Origin of the sequence: Methanobacterium sp. (assembly GCF_038562635.1) — an archaeon.
Taxonomy (GTDB): Archaea; Methanobacteriota; Methanobacteria; order Methanobacteriales; family Methanobacteriaceae; genus Methanobacterium_D.
In genome coordinates, this window is sequence record NZ_JBCFBO010000001.1 from 2288747 (window position 1) to 2302454 (window position 13708).

At 36.4% G+C, this 13708-nt stretch carries 20 protein-coding genes; 1 reads left to right on the forward strand and 19 read right to left on the reverse strand.

Translation table 11 applies throughout. The features are described from left to right. Positions 1-105: 105 nt before the first annotated feature. From ehbP to AAGU07_RS11270, 18 genes are all read right to left on the reverse strand, one after another. The gene (gene ehbP / locus AAGU07_RS11185; RefSeq protein ID WP_069584998.1) at positions 106-366 is read right to left on the reverse strand and encodes an energy-converting hydrogenase B subunit EhbP; all 261 of its coding nucleotides are present in this window, start codon (positions 364-366) and stop codon (positions 106-108) included. A gap of 47 nt (positions 367-413) precedes the next feature. Further along, entirely contained in the window at positions 414-1412 is a 999-nt protein-coding gene (locus tag AAGU07_RS11190) for an NADH-quinone oxidoreductase subunit H (RefSeq protein ID WP_342459160.1), read from the reverse strand. 65 nt (positions 1413-1477) lie between these two features. Then, the gene (locus AAGU07_RS11195) at positions 1478-2644 is read right to left on the reverse strand and encodes a nickel-dependent hydrogenase large subunit (RefSeq protein ID WP_342459161.1); all 1167 of its coding nucleotides are present in this window, start codon (positions 2642-2644) and stop codon (positions 1478-1480) included. 60 nt (positions 2645-2704) lie between these two features. Beyond that, entirely contained in the window at positions 2705-3151 is a 447-nt protein-coding gene (locus AAGU07_RS11200) for an NADH-quinone oxidoreductase subunit B family protein (protein WP_342459162.1), read from the reverse strand. A gap of 25 nt (positions 3152-3176) precedes the next feature. Next, on the reverse strand, positions 3177-3674 hold the full coding sequence (locus AAGU07_RS11205) for a 4Fe-4S dicluster domain-containing protein (RefSeq protein WP_069585004.1): 498 nt from the start codon (positions 3672-3674) through the stop codon (positions 3177-3179). Then, a complete protein-coding gene (locus tag AAGU07_RS11210) occupies positions 3671-5026 on the reverse strand; it encodes a 4Fe-4S binding protein (RefSeq protein WP_342459163.1) in 1356 nt (451 codons plus the stop codon). Before AAGU07_RS11210 ends, AAGU07_RS11205 begins: the two co-directional genes overlap by 4 nt. Before the next feature lie 142 nt (positions 5027-5168). Next, positions 5169-5417, reverse strand: a complete 249-nt coding sequence (locus tag AAGU07_RS11215) for an energy-converting hydrogenase B subunit J (RefSeq protein WP_342459164.1) — start codon at positions 5415-5417, stop codon at positions 5169-5171. Next, positions 5414-5914, reverse strand: coding sequence for an MnhB domain-containing protein (locus tag AAGU07_RS11220; RefSeq protein ID WP_342459165.1), 501 nt, complete (start codon positions 5912-5914; stop codon positions 5414-5416). The genes AAGU07_RS11215 and AAGU07_RS11220 overlap by 4 nt, the downstream gene beginning before the upstream one ends. Then, on the reverse strand, positions 5911-6198 hold the full coding sequence (locus AAGU07_RS11225) for an EhbH (RefSeq protein ID WP_342459166.1): 288 nt from the start codon (positions 6196-6198) through the stop codon (positions 5911-5913). Before AAGU07_RS11225 ends, AAGU07_RS11220 begins: the two co-directional genes overlap by 4 nt. Continuing rightward, a complete protein-coding gene (locus AAGU07_RS11230) occupies positions 6191-6529 on the reverse strand; it encodes an energy-converting hydrogenase B subunit G, EhbG (RefSeq protein WP_342459167.1) in 339 nt (112 codons plus the stop codon). The genes AAGU07_RS11225 and AAGU07_RS11230 overlap by 8 nt, the downstream gene beginning before the upstream one ends. Positions 6530-6543: 14 nt before the next feature. Further along, entirely contained in the window at positions 6544-8040 is a 1497-nt protein-coding gene (gene ehbF, locus AAGU07_RS11235; RefSeq protein ID WP_342459168.1) for an energy conserving hydrogenase EhbF, read from the reverse strand. Positions 8041-8127: 87 nt separating this feature from the next. Then, a complete protein-coding gene (locus AAGU07_RS11240; RefSeq protein ID WP_069585018.1) occupies positions 8128-8490 on the reverse strand; it encodes a cation:proton antiporter subunit C in 363 nt (120 codons plus the stop codon). 29 nt (positions 8491-8519) lie between these two features. Then, positions 8520-8756, reverse strand: coding sequence for a DUF4040 domain-containing protein (locus tag AAGU07_RS11245; protein WP_342459169.1), 237 nt, complete (start codon positions 8754-8756; stop codon positions 8520-8522). After that, the gene (locus AAGU07_RS11250) at positions 8749-9024 is read right to left on the reverse strand and encodes a cation:proton antiporter (RefSeq protein ID WP_342459170.1); all 276 of its coding nucleotides are present in this window, start codon (positions 9022-9024) and stop codon (positions 8749-8751) included. Before AAGU07_RS11250 ends, AAGU07_RS11245 begins: the two co-directional genes overlap by 8 nt. 1 nt (position 9025) lies before the next feature. After that, positions 9026-9286 carry a monovalent cation/H+ antiporter complex subunit F gene (locus AAGU07_RS11255; protein WP_048082105.1) on the reverse strand — a complete coding sequence of 87 codons (261 nt, stop codon included), beginning with the start codon at positions 9284-9286 and terminating at the stop codon, positions 9026-9028. A gap of 16 nt (positions 9287-9302) precedes the next feature. Further along, positions 9303-9617 (reverse strand): Na+/H+ antiporter subunit E, encoded by a 315-nt coding sequence (locus tag AAGU07_RS11260; protein ID WP_048082106.1) that lies wholly within the window; start codon positions 9615-9617, stop codon positions 9303-9305. Between the two features lie 212 nt (positions 9618-9829). Then, positions 9830-10510: a metal-dependent hydrolase gene (locus AAGU07_RS11265; RefSeq protein ID WP_342459171.1), complete on the reverse strand. Its 681-nt coding sequence runs from the start codon at positions 10508-10510 to the stop codon at positions 9830-9832. A gap of 50 nt (positions 10511-10560) precedes the next feature. Continuing rightward, complete coding sequence (locus tag AAGU07_RS11270) at positions 10561-11280, reverse strand: succinylglutamate desuccinylase/aspartoacylase family protein (protein WP_342459172.1); 720 nt, start codon at positions 11278-11280, stop codon at positions 10561-10563. A gap of 81 nt (positions 11281-11361) precedes the next feature. On the opposite strand from AAGU07_RS11270, the gene AAGU07_RS11275 reads away from it, so the two are divergent. Then, positions 11362-12543: an argininosuccinate synthase gene (locus AAGU07_RS11275; protein ID WP_342459173.1), complete on the forward strand. Its 1182-nt coding sequence runs from the start codon at positions 11362-11364 to the stop codon at positions 12541-12543. Between the two features lie 138 nt (positions 12544-12681). Here the strand turns inward: AAGU07_RS11275 and AAGU07_RS11280 are convergent, their stop codons facing one another. After that, positions 12682-13689 (reverse strand): glycosyl hydrolase, encoded by a 1008-nt coding sequence (locus AAGU07_RS11280; protein ID WP_342459174.1) that lies wholly within the window; start codon positions 13687-13689, stop codon positions 12682-12684. Positions 13690-13708 lie beyond the last annotated feature (19 nt).

A 13708-nucleotide genomic window follows, 5' to 3' on the forward strand; every position in this document is an offset into this window, starting at 1 on the left:
ATATGGGATTTATCTTAAAAAAATACAATTTACTTAACCAGACACACGAAAATGAAGTGATATTATTTACACAACATTCGGGCAGGAGCGTTAAATTAAATAAAATTAAGCTTCGGCTTTTAATATATCCAGTTTGGCCTTAGCTTTTTTAAATGCTTTTAAAAATGAATCATCATCCTTTGTAGGGATAATTTCTAGTCCTAATTTTCGTTGCTCATCGATCCATTCTATAGAAAATACAGGGATATCGATTTTTATAGGCTCTTCTGTTGGGTTTACAACGATGATGTTCCTATATGGAAAATCGACTTCAACGATGTATCCTCCAACACTTATGATATGGAGAGGTCTTACTACGAATTTCATATTACTGTCCTCATGATCTAATTTTTCTGGATATTAACTTAATTTTTTTACAGGAAAGATGCAGCAATAGCTACTGCCCCTAATATGGAAGTAACAGCTACAACGGGGTAAAACTGTTTGAATGTGAATACTGGGGAGAATGCACTCATTGATGCAATCAAAATTGGGAATATTATTGCTGTTGCAAGTGTTACCAGTATTCCTGGGCTGAACAGGTTTGGTGGTATTCCGATAAACATGGTTGCAAATAAGCTTGCAAGTACGAATATCAATAAACCCTTTGTGATATAAGTGTATGCCCTGTATTTTGACATGTACTCGAGCATTGGCCCTTCTATAACATCTGCTTTGGTTTTCATTATGGCAAATGGGTATTCGTTGAGTAATATCATGGAACCAATGAAATAGACGACAGCACCTATGGCACCAGCTACAGTAAAGAGTACTGGACCATTTAACTGCTGAAATGCAATTATATTGCTGAGGTATATGCTTTTAGACATTGCAACAGGCACGAAAAGCGCTATATAAAGTGGGAATGACCCGAAAGCTATAAGTCTAAATGCACGCAGGGTACTCAGTTCTTCAATAAATGAACGTGTTGCATCCACGTGTTTAGCTCCTTTTGCATGGTCTGGGAAAGGCATGTTTACTGATAATACTGATTTGGAAAGTGAACCCATAAACATGTATGTGATCTCTTCAACTTTTAGCAATCCTACAACTGCTATAATACTTGCTAATCCTCCTAAGAAGTACATTTGAGGCATTATGATTAATAATATGGCTGTTACTATAATTAAGCTGATTAAAGGAATTGCATTGTACAATCTGGGCATTGGGGAGTTTGGAGTTATGGCCTCTTTAAAGAAAAATTTGATTGGAGCCATGAGCCCCGGACTTGAGATGGGAGGGCCTACTCTCTGTTGAATTCTTGCTTGAACGAACTTTCTTTCAATACCTGGAAGCCATACACTGACTGCAAATGCTATAATTAATGTTCCAACCACTGCAATTGCCGAACTTATAATCATTGATGTATCCATTTGCCATTTCTCCTAACTTTTATTAGACTTATTTGTTGATATTAATTTTAAAAATTTGAATAAGTTTAGATGATCTTGTTCTGTTTATTTGGTTTTTTGAGTGGATGATCCACTATTTGTATTGCACGGTCAGTGCATGTAAAGCATGGATCGCACTGAACTATTGCTAATTGTGCTTCGGTTATGTGAGTTCCTATACAGGCATGTTCCATTGCATTTATATTTGTTATAGAGGGTGTCCTGATTATAGAATTTCTTACTCTTCCATCCTCTAATCTGTAAGAGTGGTAGAGTTTACCCCTTGGTGCTTCTATATAACTTCTTATTATACCTGTATCCTGCATTTCCCAGCTTCTATTTGTGATTTTTCCTTCTGGAAGGTCTTTAACAGCCTGCCTTATTATTTTTATGGCTTCAAAAATCTCAAGTGCACGCATTAAAAGGTTGGATTTAACATCCCCATCATCTTGAGTAATTACCTCAAATTCAAATGGGTCATACTGCCTCATGTCTCTCCTTAAATCTACTTCAACTCCTGTTGAACGGAGTGTTGGCCCTGTTGCAGCTAATCTAAGGGCATCTTCTTTACTAAGTGCAGCAACTCCTGTTATACGGGACATGATCATGGGGTCTCTTGTGAATCTGTCTGCAAATTCTGTCATTTTCTCTTCGATGAGATCCATGCCTTCGCTGATTTTCTGTATCCTCATTTCATTTAGATCTGAACGAGGTCTTATACCTCCAATTACAGGGACACCGTACTGGACACGGTTACCTCCGATCATTCGGAGGAGTTCCATTACAGTCTCTCTTATGTAAAATATCCTCATTGAAAACGTTTCATGACCTAAAACTTCGCATCCATGGGCTAGATAAAGTAAATGGCTGTGTAACCTTTCAAGTTCGCTCATAATAAGCCGTATATATTCTGCTCTTGGAGGAACATCAATTTCAAGCCCTTTTTCAGCTACAAGGCATGAGTTCCAGATGTGGATATGGGAACATATTCCACATATTTTTTCTGTAAGGGCATTTGCCTTTTCAACAGGCAGCCCTTCCATTATTCTTTCAATTCCCCTGTGGTTGACACCTATGGTTATCTCTGCATCTCTTACATATTCATCTTCAACAAATAATCTTACCCTGTATGGTTCTAATGCTGCAGAGTGTACTGTTCCTAGAGGAACTTCTGTTTCGATTACTTTGCTGTTAACCTGGTTATTGTTACTCATAATATATCCCTGCTAAATAAGCTTATTTTTCCCTAATTCATTAAGTATAATCCAATAATTTTATTTTGCATTTAATAGTAAAGGTAAAGCTGATACAACTCCAGATAAGACATCTTCTGGCCTTACGGCACATCCTGGGATCTTAGCATCTACTGGTATGATCTGATCAACAGGTCCGGCTATTTCTTCAGAGGGAATATCTCCATGGATGTTCTTGTAAACTCCGCCCATTGTTGCACATGCTCCTGCTGCTACAACAGCTTTAGGCTCTGGAATTGATTCATAAATTGCTTTTAAAGGTGCTTCTACATGTTTTGTAACAGGTCCTGTAACTACAAGCACGTCTGCTTCCCTGGGGTTCCATGTTAAAAATACTTTGTACTGTTCTGCGTCGTATTTTGGTGAAAGTATACAGTTTACTATTTCTATATCGCAGCCATTACATCCTCCAGTATATACAAGCATCACATGTACGGCTCTTGCTCTTGAATATGATTTTAGGCTCAAATTCATCCCTCTTAGTGATTAATTATTATTTAGAATTTTGATCTTCTCTTTTTCTTATTACTGCGTTGTCAGAGAGAAACTTGGAAATATAAGCTATTTTGTCTTCAGATATCTTAACTGGCTTTTCAAGAAGCTCTTTTATATCTGGATTCACGTCTCCAACATCATTTGGGTGTATAGTACCCGCTTCTCCGAATAATGCATAAAGCGGACAAAAATCATGACAATGATAACAATGCACACATTTTAAAGTATTCAGCTCTGGTTTTTCTTTTTTAATGATGCCTTCTATTACTTCAACAGGTTCTTCAAGGCTTACCATTTCTATCGCGCCTGTTGGGCATACATTTTTACATCCAGAACATCCAATACAGGGTACTTCAGCAACCTTATCTGTAGGAACAATTTCTCCATTTAGGATTTTATTTCGAAGTTCCATGTCAGTTACTCGATCTGATGCGAAAAGAATCCTTTTTACGTTGCTGTATACTCCCTCTAAAAATATGATGCCTAAGTTTTTCATTTTGCTACCTCGAATTCTCTTTCAAATAGTATGGCTCGTGCAGGACATACATTGCTACATGCACCACAGTATATGCACTTTGAATCATCTACTGTAACTCTCCCCATTTCATCTTCAGTAATTGCTTCTTCTGGACAGGTTTTAATACAAAGTTTACAGTTCATACATAACTTGTTTTCTACAAATACAAAACCATCTTTTATAGATTTTTTTCTCATGGTGGTTTGCGGAATTGCATCTTGAGGGCAGTGAATTGCACATTTTTCACATAGCACGCATTTTTCAAGATCTACTTCTATACTTCCCCTTTTAAGAGTAACTGCGTCTTTTGGACATATTTCAGAACATATGCCGCAGGATATACAATCTTCAGACACATCACCTTTCCATGTAATTGTTTTGAAGCCCCTTGCTTCATTTACATCACATGCCTTAACACATCTGCCGCATGAAACACAGTATCCTTTAATAGGCCGTTCTTTTTCATCGGATACTCTTAATGTCCCTACTGGACAAGCATCTATGCATTCCATAGTGTCACATTCATCACAAAGTGAAGGGTCATAACGTATTTTACCATTTATCATCTGCAGTGCTCCATGTGAACATGCTTCGGTACACAAGCCACAGTTTAAACATGAAATAATACAGCCTTCAGCTTCTTTGGAGTCAGTATTCCTTTTGATCTTAAAGTCTTCAATGGCTATTGCATTGTTTGGACATTCTTTAACACATTTAAGGCAGAGAGTACATTTTGTTTCATCAATTGTCCCGTTGGATATGGCGCCGGCTGGACATACATCTTCACATATTCTGCATTCCTGGCACACACCTTCAAGGTTATTGTTGACTATAATGGCATCTGTTGGGCAGTAGTATTCACATCTACCGCAGAATGTACACTTTTGCGTGTCTGTAATCACGTTGACTCTGCTTGCTTTTCCTTCTTCTTTTTTAACCCTTATCTGCGGCGGGTTTGTAAGATTTAAAGATTCAAGGAACTTAATTTGTCTGTCTTCTATTACGTCATACGCGTCAACACGGGCACCAATTGGGCAGGTGTCTGCACATATTCCACATCTAGAGCATATCCCTTTTACCAGATCCCCCTCAATTGATATGCTGCTTACAGGACAGGTTAACTCGCAGACTCCACATGCATTACATTTTGCCCTATCAACAACATAACCTCCATATCTATTTTTAAAAATAGCTCTGTTGGGGCATGCTTCTTCACAAGCGCCACAGGTAATACAGCTGAATGCTTTACCGTCTATTAATCTAATGGCACCTGTGGGGCATTCTTTGATACATTCTCCGATGCCTTCGCATTTTTTGGTTGATAAAAACATAATCTTTACCCTCTAACTCTTTTTTCGAATGTTTAAACGTGACTTGAATCTTTGATTATCTTGAAGTGTACTTACTACACTCAACTTCTAACTCTAAATCAATCTTTTTTAGACATTATTACTATCTTGTTTTAAAGTCTTATTATCTCCCGAAAGTTAATTTACCAATTATTATACCTGCAATACCTGATAAAATTCCTGATGCTAAAGGAAGATCCTGATAATATGGGAAAGGTCCCTGGTAGTAAGCTATTATGATCGCTACAATTACCACAATGGCGTAAACTTCTTTATCAAACTTCAATTTACTTTTTGGGACTGGTTTTATTCTCGTTCCTAATATGAATCCCAGCAGAAATCCAAGCACCAATGGGCCAAGGTAGAAAATCATTGTTCATCCTCTCCAAAAAGGTTGTCACTTTGTTCATCGCTTCTAAGAAGTTTGTCACTCTCTAAGAAAGCTACTACCACTGCGCTTAGGCCGACTAACACTTTTAAACCCACTACAAAGTTTAGGTAGGGTATAATTCCGGCATGTACTGGGTCAGGATAGTCAAACAGGTTTTGTATAAATTGCGGTACTATATTGTAAAGATCAACACCAAGATTATACATGAAGAACCCTGAGAATACCAATCCTGCAAGCCCTAAAAATATATAGCCTAAAGCGCCTGCACTTTCAAGGGATGCCATAAAGTTGTGTGAAATTTTAATGGGACTTTCTTCCAGTCCGTAGACAATGATACAGAATATTATACCTCCTGCTATCATTGCACCTCCCTGAAATCCTCCTCCAGGGGTTATATGTCCTCCAAGGATTGTATTTATGCCTATAAGAATTATTATGAGTGATATTGGAAATACAAATAATTTAAGGATTGTACTCATTTGTCTTCCTCCCCACCGAAATCAACCTTTCCTCTTCCAAATATAAGCAGTACAACAACAACTGCAGTTACAAGTATCAGTGCTTCTCCAAGTGTATCATATCCTCTCCAGTCGAATACTACGTTTGTAACCATGTTTGGAGCGATATGGGGGCCTATCCAGTTATAAATATAACTTATTCCGGGGTTCAATATCTGGTCAAACCCATATATGGCATGGAATAGTGTCACAGCGAATAATAATAATGAAATACTTGCAATAAGGTTCCTTAAACCTTCAGACATTTAAACTCCCCCAGTAGAACAATACTGAAATGATTCCCAGCGCTAAAATTGTATAGAATACCATTCCATTAAGTGAATCATTTTGTTCTTCTTTTAATTTTGGCATGACCGGCATTGCAAAAAATGCTATTACAATTACCAGAAGAACTGCAACAATCATTAAAGCATTGCTGAAGAATCTTAACATTATCACTGCAACCAAAAGGGATGATAAAAGCGTTATTTCTGCTGCTAACATTGATGAAGCTTCAATACTGGTTACAGCTTTATCTTCTCCATCCTGTCCTTGAACTTTCTTTATTCTGTTTATTATAATATCATAAATGCCCATAGAATCCCTCTATTTTATATTACCAAGCTATTTGCTAGTCCCTGCAGGAAACCAGTTGCAACCTGCGGGAAAAGACCTAATATAATACACACAATCAGGAGTACAACCAGAGAGAATATGGTTGCTTTAGGTATTTTACCCTCTTTGATTTCAAGTTCTCTTGGTTTAGGCCTCATATAAACGGCATAAAATGCCTTCATAAATGTCATAAATGTCACAATACTTAGAAGTATCATGATTATACCCAGTTCAGGTATTCCTGCACTTAAAGAGGACTGAATCAACATTAATTTACTTTGGAACGCGTTAAGAGGTGGAACACCTGCCATTGCAAGCCCTGCTAAGAATACGAGTAAGGCTGCTTTTGGTGCTTCTGCCATCATTCCTCCCAGTTTTCGGATATCACTTTCTTTTGTCTTATAGAGGATAGTACCGAATCCTATAAACAAGAAAGCGGTTATCACTGCTTCATTTACTGCCTGGAAAAGTCCTGCTGTTATACTTGCAGCAGTTCCAATTCCAAGTCCTAATCCGATGTAACCTAATTCACCAACAGCGAGATATCCAATAATCCTTTTAACGTCGGTCTGCATGAGTGCCATAGTTATGCTGAGTATCATTGCAGCTAAAGATATGGCTATTATAAACACCTTTGAAAATGCCAGGTATGAGAATATTCTGAGGATTATGACTCCCAGTGCTGCAAGTGTAAATACTGAAAATACCTGAAGCAAAGCAGCTCCATGAGGCAAAGCTTTACTGTATATATCTGATTTTATGGTGTGGAATGGCGGAAGTCCCGATGCATAAAGCCATCCAAATGTTATAAGTGCGCACGCCATAAGCAGTACTGGATTTTTAGGATCTACTAATCCATGTTGTAGGGAATAAACTATATCGGTTATGTTAACGTTACCTGTAACTCCTAGAAGGAGCGCTACTCCGAGTAATAGCAATGGGGAAGCAATACTTCCTAGAATCATGTATTTTAGGGCAGTTTCGTAACTACCTTTAATTTTAGATGCAACCACAATACCAACCTGTGCCATTGCTGCAATTTCAAAGAAGACATAAAGGTTGAATATGTCGTCTGTAAGAAGAATTGCGGTCATTGCAGCTGTTCCCATAAACATCAGGAATGCATAGACTCCAGAAGCTTTTTTTGTTTCGCTTAAAGACGTAAAGATTGCTAAAAATGCAATTAAGCCCAATATAAATATTAAAATCTGCTGAGCACTACCAAATGAATAGACTATACCCATGTGGAACATGTTTAATGCAGAATTTGTAATGAAAGCCGGTAATCCCTGTGCTAGCGTGGGGCTATTTGCTAATGTGCTGTACCCTCCTACGTAGTGAAAACCGTAGGTTGTAACTAAAGGTATAATCGGTAAAGCTAAAGCTACTACAATTGAGAGTATTTTTACAATACGGTCCTTTGTATGGAACAGGTTTAAAAGCAATGCACATGTAATTGGAATTATAACCATGAGTGGAATTAATGGGTTCATAGTTTGCCTCCCATTAACCATTTAGGCGTATTCAAAGACAGATTAATGTGATTTTGAATATCTGTGTTTTTTATTCCGGACATCTTTTTACTCTCCAAGAATCTTTGATGCGTTTATTGACCCGTACTTTTTGTATAATACTATTATTAAACCGAGCATTACGGCCAGTGTACTTGCCCCAATTACAATACTGGTGAGAACTAAAGCAAATGGGAGTGGATATGATGCATTTTGGGCAAACTGGTCAATTACCATGCCTGGCATGAAAATATACACGATCCCGCCGGCTTTGTATCCCATTGTGATAATGAATAGATTTACCCCATCTGCAATGAAGGCTAGCCCTATGACTTTTTTTATTAAATTATCAATAAATAAAGCGGCAAATATTCCTATTATTATTAATGCCCCTGATGTAAAAAACGATGCAAGCTGTGTATCTATAACCATGATAATCCCTCAAAATGCAATAAATGTAACTATTCTTCCTCCATTCTACGTGTTTTCTTAACTGCGAGTGCAATAAATACAGGTATTATAGCTGAACCTACAATTGCTTGAGTCAATGCTACATCTGGAGCCAGTAAGTATTGGAACAGGAAAGCAATTGCAATTCCTGAAATTCCAGTTAAGATGGCAGCTTTAAGGAGATCTCTTTGAATTAAAGCTATAATTGCTCCGAAGACTGCTATAATCATTAATATGTACTCAATCATTTTTTTCCTCTCCATAATAATAAGCATTAGCTATAGCATGAGATGCAAGCGGTGTAAGGAATAAGTATATAATAGCTAAAAAGGGCTGGTAAAGGGCAATTAACGCTATGATACATGCCATATCTGTGACGCCAAGCATGTGTATCCTTGCATAGAGAATTTTATCTTTATCATCTTTGTATCTAATTAGTCCAATTGCTGTAAGGACTATGAGGATTGCAGCTATTATCATTACCGCTGATCTTATCAAAGTTATTATATCATCCAAATTACCATCCCCGTATAACCTTTGAAAACGCTATGGTACCTATAGGGCCCAGAATAACCAGTGCAAGGGCTATAGTCTCACAATATAATATTCCATAAACCTGTCCTATTAAAACTAATAATGTTGCTACTGCAATACTCAAACCCAGCAGCCCTACAATACCCATGGATATGGTTTTCCTGGTTGAAATCCGTATTGTAGCAATTGCATAGATTGCAAGTGCCCCCATCAAAATGTATTCAGATATCGTTAGTATATCCATTTTAACACCTTTGTATTTACTCTAGCCATCCCTTAATATATGGTTCAAAGGGAATTACATCCTCTTTTTTTCTTGGAACAATTGTTGCAACTTTTATAATGCAGTTTTCAGTATCTACATCAATTGAAAGTGTACCTGGGGTTAAAGTTATGCTATTTGCAAGTATAACCTGAGAAATTGGCCTTTTAAGTTCAGTTTCAATTTCTATTATTTCTGGTTCGACTTTACCATTCAACGTTCTTCCTGCTACATCTAAAGTAGCTTTTATAATCTCTATAATAAGTACGATGAAATAAGCAATTGCATAAAACATTTTGAATATGATATTCATGGAGTAACCTCTTTAATATTGCAAACAATGTAATCATTTAATTTTTATGGCTTAAGGTGAAATTCGGCCATCACCTTGAAAATCAACCATTATATCATGTAATTATAATGATAAAACATGATATATAAAGCTACCTCTTTTATCTTTGGATGACTAGTGTACCCTAATTTATTACTCAAAAACAGGAACCACTTTAACTTCATGATCTTAAATCAAAATAGGGTACTGTTTGACTTAAAAACATAAATAAACGCTAAAAATACCCATAATATAAATAAAATGGTTCCATAATTTTTTTTAAATTTTTTAGATGATAATGGGCTAAATAATCGTATTCCACTGGGAGTGAAAAGATCAAGTAGTATATGACTTAAAGACCCAATTAATATGGCTAAAAACGCATAAAGCATGTTTAAGTCTGGATTTTTTGTTATAATTATTCCAACAGGCACCGCAATAAAAAAAGGCAGTAAAAATTTTTTATTTAAAGTTACAGTGCCTAAAATAACAGAAATTACAATTAGACTGATCTTCTCATCTATATTAAACCCGTGAAGTAACGCATAAATTCCAATGATGGAAAAAGCAAGTAAAAATGACAGAACCAGCACTCCGAATATGGAATGTACAAATCCTCTGTGTTTTGACAAATAGAAGATAAATGCCATTACAATTAATGAAATTCCTATTAAAAATGGCAGTTTTAAAATATAAAGCGAAAGTGTCAGTAAAACCCCTAATACAGCTAGAAGAATTAGATCATTCTTCCGTATGTGGTGGTCCATGTCTATCATGGACGCTCCAATTAATGCAAGTGAAAGATAGAAAATATCGTGAACGAATGGTATTGCTATTATTAAGGAGAAAAGGGCATGTTTTTTGTAAGACGGCATTTTAATCACTGTAATAGAAAAATAATGGATAATTGATGCTGAAATTAAATCTAAATTATATCAAAATATTTTAAATAGGATATCATCTGTAAGTAAGACCGTTCCTGGCTTTTATTGGTTACTAACCCATTTTGTGACACGACTTCACATGTCACGGCTGGGACTCCTTCCAGATTACATTCATCTTCAAGCGCTCCATTGTACAGGGCGCCGGCTTCTTTATGGCATATTATTTTTGAAGAAGTAGACTCTGTTATGTACTTTGCTATCAAATAACTTTTATAACATGGGCTTTTAGAACAAAAAACACTTTCAACTCCGGGATTGCTCCCTGGTTTGGTGGAATGAAAATCACCTACTGCACTTATTTTAAGGTCTTTAATGGCATTTAATATATTATTGGATATAAAACCTCCCTTTGAGGCAGCTCTATTCATATCCACTCCTTTAAATCTCCTTGAATTTTCCATGGTGGCATGGGGCACTGCAAAAGGTATTATGTAAACTGTTCCATTTAGATCATGGTCTGATAAATCTGTTATAACCCTGGCTGCAGCTGCCTGTGGTGGAAGTTCATTTCCATGTATACCTGCAGTTATCATTACTTTTGGAAAACCCTGGCCTATTTTTAAAAGAGGAGTTCCAGATTTTGCGGTATGAACTAAATCACCAAGGATTTCACTTCTAGGTATATGTTCCATTAAGTGAATATTTTTTTCAACTTCTCCCTTAGTTTCATTAGATATTGTAGTTATATTTTTGATAGCCATACTTCCACCAAGTTTAAATTGATAATTGTTTATAGTTATCTTATATTTTTATAGACTCATATAAATAATCAAGGTGAAATAATGAAAAAAGTTGTTCTCGCATTCAGTGGAGGTCTAGATACATCAGTGTGCATCAAGTTACTTGAAGAAAAATATGACATGGAAGTTGTAACAGCATGCGTAGATGTAGGACAGCCCGAAGATGAAATAGAAAGACCAGCGTCAGCTGCAGATAAAATAGGCGTTTCAAAACATTATACCATAGATGCAAAGGATGAATTTGCAGAAGATTTTATATTCAAAGCAATTAAAGCTAATGCATTATATGAAGGATACCCATTAAGCACTGCACTTGCAAGGCCGTTAATAGCAATGAAAATCGTAGAACTTGCTAAAAAAGAAGGTGCAGATGCAATAGCTCATGGATGCACTGGTAAAGGTAACGACCAGTTTAGATTTGAAGCTATGATAAGATCTAGATCCAATGCAGATATAATTGCTCCAATAAGAGATTTAAACCTTACACGAACTGAAGAAGTAAAATATGCAAAGGACCATGGTATCCCTCTTGCTTCTGATAAGCTTTACAGTATCGATGAAAACATATGGGGAAGATCAATAGAGGGAGATATCCTCGAAGACCCAATGGTTGAAACACCAGAAGAAGCATTCAGCTGGACAAATTCAACTGAAGATGCTCCAGATGAAGCACAGGTACTGGAAATTAAATTTGAAAATGGGGTTCCTGTAGCTTTAGATAATGAAGAGATGAATCCTCTGGACATAATTGGAAAATGCAACCAAATTGCAGGTAAGCATGGTATTGGTAGAATTGATATCATTGAGGACAGAATAATCGGCCTCAAATCAAGGGAAAATTATGAAGTACCTGGGGCAATTTTACTTATTAATGCTCACAAAGCATTAGAACAGCTCACACTTACAAGAAGCGAGCTTAAATTTGCTGCATACATTTCTGAAATGTATTCTGAGCTTGTATATGATGGCCTGTGGCACGATCCTCTAAGGGAAGACATGGATAGTGCAGTTGATAACATGCAGAGACGGGTAACTGGAACTGTAAGAGTGAAACTCCACAAAGGAAACCTGAGGATACTTGGAAGGGAATCTCCTTACAGTATTTACAGTGAAGAAGCTGTTTCATTTGAAGACAAAGGAATAGATCAGCGTGAAATGACTGGAATGGTCAAAAACTACGGTATGCAGGCTGCAACCTATAATAAAATATGTAAAAAGGACTGATGTCCTTTATTTTTATTTTTTTATTTGCATTTTGAATCTTATACTATTTTAAATAAAATTTATCATATTTAAACCTTTTTTAAATATTCATTATCCTATGGATTAATATATGGTTGTTATCTAAAAAATAAAGGCTATTTAATTGAATATTGGTTTATCGATAAAGAAAGGATCACTTATTTCTTGTTTATATACTTCTAAAGATTCTTTAGATGAATCTATGCTTAGTTTAGAAGTAGTTCCGTCGTCTTCTTCCCAATTTTCATTCCAGTAACTTACAGCTTTAATTTTTGGATATTTCCCATTTTTTATTGATTCAAGCGCTTCTTTTATCCATTGGGGTTTATCTTTCCCTTCATTAACTCCAAATTCCAAAACTGCAAGTGGTTTTGTTTTGGATATAGATTCCAGTTGGGGGTATGTGTTATCCATAATTTCGGTGAAATTTTCCCCTTCTTCACCTGCATACGTAGATCCATATGCACTTACACCAATCCAGTCTATATAGTTATCTCCAGGATAATAAGCGCTGTAATTATTCCATGATTCCGAGGGATCTGAATATGCATCGACGTGGAAGACCCATGTAACATTGTTTGCCCCTTCTTCTTTGAATATGTCTATTATATGCCTGTATGCATCACGATACTTTTCAGGTCCATCAGCCAGAGCAGGATCACCGTATTTATCTTTAGTTTTCCCTCCGTTACAAATTCCACTCCAGTAAAACCAGTTGCCGTTCATTTCACATGCAAAATCAATTATTATGGGTATGTTTGTTTTTTTTACTTCACGAGCGTATTCTCTTAACTGGTTATCGAAATCTCCGTCTATTATTTTCTGGAGACTATATTTTGGATCAGGTTTATAAACGGGATTAGAGTCGTCAATTTCATCAAGATTGGTCCTAGGCATCATTCTAAGGTAAGGAACAGCACCTTGATTATGGATAGTCTCTACAGCCGCTCTGGGGAATGTAATATTACTTTCACCCCAGTTATCTGAAAAAGCTGCCCAAACAATGGATTTATTCGTCAACTTTTCAAAGTTGCTGATTCTTTGTGAAGTTACATTGTCTTCAGAACCTCCAAAATTAGGGAAGGCACTGTGATAAACACCTTTAGATGGGGGCTGAAGTTTAACCATTTCTTGAGTTCCTTTGGAT

What these genes read in the sequence shown, in the direction of transcription:
- ehbP (WP_069584998.1), bottom strand. Translation starts at nt 366, where the DNA reads ATGAAATTCGTAGTAAGACCTCTCCATATCATAAGTGTTGGAGGATAC.
- AAGU07_RS11190 (WP_342459160.1), bottom strand. Translation starts at nt 1,412, where the DNA reads ATGGATACATCAATGATTATAAGTTCGGCAATTGCAGTGGTTGGAACA.
- AAGU07_RS11195 (WP_342459161.1), bottom strand. Translation starts at nt 2,644, where the DNA reads ATGAGTAACAATAACCAGGTTAACAGCAAAGTAATCGAAACAGAAGTT.
- AAGU07_RS11205 (WP_069585004.1), bottom strand. Translation starts at nt 3,674, where the DNA reads ATGAAAAACTTAGGCATCATATTTTTAGAGGGAGTATACAGCAACGTA.
- AAGU07_RS11210 (WP_342459163.1), bottom strand. Translation starts at nt 5,026, where the DNA reads ATGTTTTTATCAACCAAAAAATGCGAAGGCATCGGAGAATGTATCAAA.
- AAGU07_RS11215 (WP_342459164.1), bottom strand. Translation starts at nt 5,417, where the DNA reads ATGATTTTCTACCTTGGCCCATTGGTGCTTGGATTTCTGCTGGGATTC.
- AAGU07_RS11220 (WP_342459165.1), bottom strand. Translation starts at nt 5,914, where the DNA reads ATGAGTACAATCCTTAAATTATTTGTATTTCCAATATCACTCATAATA.
- AAGU07_RS11225 (WP_342459166.1), bottom strand. Translation starts at nt 6,198, where the DNA reads ATGTCTGAAGGTTTAAGGAACCTTATTGCAAGTATTTCATTATTATTA.
- AAGU07_RS11230 (WP_342459167.1), bottom strand. Translation starts at nt 6,529, where the DNA reads ATGGGCATTTATGATATTATAATAAACAGAATAAAGAAAGTTCAAGGA.
- ehbF (WP_342459168.1), bottom strand. Translation starts at nt 8,040, where the DNA reads ATGAACCCATTAATTCCACTCATGGTTATAATTCCAATTACATGTGCA.
- AAGU07_RS11240 (WP_069585018.1), bottom strand. Translation starts at nt 8,490, where the DNA reads ATGGTTATAGATACACAGCTTGCATCGTTTTTTACATCAGGGGCATTA.
- AAGU07_RS11245 (WP_342459169.1), bottom strand. Translation starts at nt 8,756, where the DNA reads ATGATTGAGTACATATTAATGATTATAGCAGTCTTCGGAGCAATTATA.
- AAGU07_RS11255 (WP_048082105.1), bottom strand. Translation starts at nt 9,286, where the DNA reads ATGGATATACTAACGATATCTGAATACATTTTGATGGGGGCACTTGCA.
- AAGU07_RS11260 (WP_048082106.1), bottom strand. Translation starts at nt 9,617, where the DNA reads ATGAATATCATATTCAAAATGTTTTATGCAATTGCTTATTTCATCGTA.
- AAGU07_RS11265 (WP_342459171.1), bottom strand. Translation starts at nt 10,510, where the DNA reads ATGCCGTCTTACAAAAAACATGCCCTTTTCTCCTTAATAATAGCAATA.
- AAGU07_RS11270 (WP_342459172.1), bottom strand. Translation starts at nt 11,280, where the DNA reads ATGGCTATCAAAAATATAACTACAATATCTAATGAAACTAAGGGAGAA.
- AAGU07_RS11275 (WP_342459173.1), top strand. Translation starts at nt 11,362, where the DNA reads ATGAAAAAAGTTGTTCTCGCATTCAGTGGAGGTCTAGATACATCAGTG.
- AAGU07_RS11280 (WP_342459174.1), bottom strand. Translation starts at nt 13,689, where the DNA reads ATGGTTAAACTTCAGCCCCCATCTAAAGGTGTTTATCACAGTGCCTTC.